We start from the raw sequence: 836 nt of genomic DNA on the forward strand, positions 1-836 counted from the left end.
GCTCATTTCGTGGGTCACCATGATCATGGTCCGGCCTTCTTCGGCCAGGCCCTGAATCACCTTTAGTACTTCGCCCACCAGTTCCGGATCCAGCGCCGACGTCGGTTCGTCGAACAGCAGAACCTCCGGCTCCATCGCTAATGCTCGTGCAATCGCCACTCGCTGTTGCTGACCGCCAGAGAGAAATGCTGGAAACTGCTCCGCAACACGCGCTGGCAGCCCCACCTTGTCCAGATAACGTCGGGCACGATCTTCAGCATCTTTTTTGCTGACACCCAGCACCCGGCGCGGGGCCATCGTGATGTTTTCCAGAACGGTCATGTGGCCCCACAGATTGAAGTGCTGGAAGACCATGGCTAGACGGGTGCGCAGCCTTTGCAACTCAGAGGCATCGGCCACCTGCATGCCATGATGGTTTTTGACCATGCGAATCTGCTTGCCGTCCAGGCTCATGGCTCCGTCATTGGGTGTTTCGAGAAAGTTGATGCAGCGCAGGAAGGTACTTTTGCCTGACCCACTGGCGCCGATCAAACTGATCACATCACCAGTTTTGGCTTTCAGAGATACGCCCTTGAGTACTTCGTGGTTACCGTAACTCTTGTGCAGTTCTTCAACAGTCAATTTGTACATGTGCGCAATCATCCTCTAAGGGAAAATGTGGCGTCGCTGTGCAGCTGTGACAGCCGGCGACAAAGCCCGAGGCCTAATGAGCGGCCATATGGAGTACCAAGCCCTAATGAGCCGGACCAAGGAAAGCCAACCAACGGCGCTCGGCGATGCGGAATAGTCCGACAAGCGCGAAGGTAACCATCAGGTAAATCAGCGCAGTAATACCG

1 protein-coding gene and 1 pseudogene are annotated in these 836 nt (G+C 55.6%); both read right to left on the bottom strand.

The genetic code is table 11. The features are described from left to right. Window positions 1-630, bottom strand: a 630-nt coding sequence (locus AC1DVH_RS32010; RefSeq protein ID WP_477757154.1) for an ATP-binding cassette domain-containing protein, incomplete at its 3' end; no start/stop codon positions are given. A gap of 103 nt (window positions 631-733) precedes the next feature. Next, window positions 734-836: pseudogene (locus AC1DVH_RS32015) on the bottom strand (amino acid ABC transporter permease); the annotation flags it as partial.

The sequence above is a fragment of the Pseudomonas sp. P4_C3 genome (genome assembly GCF_056402075.1).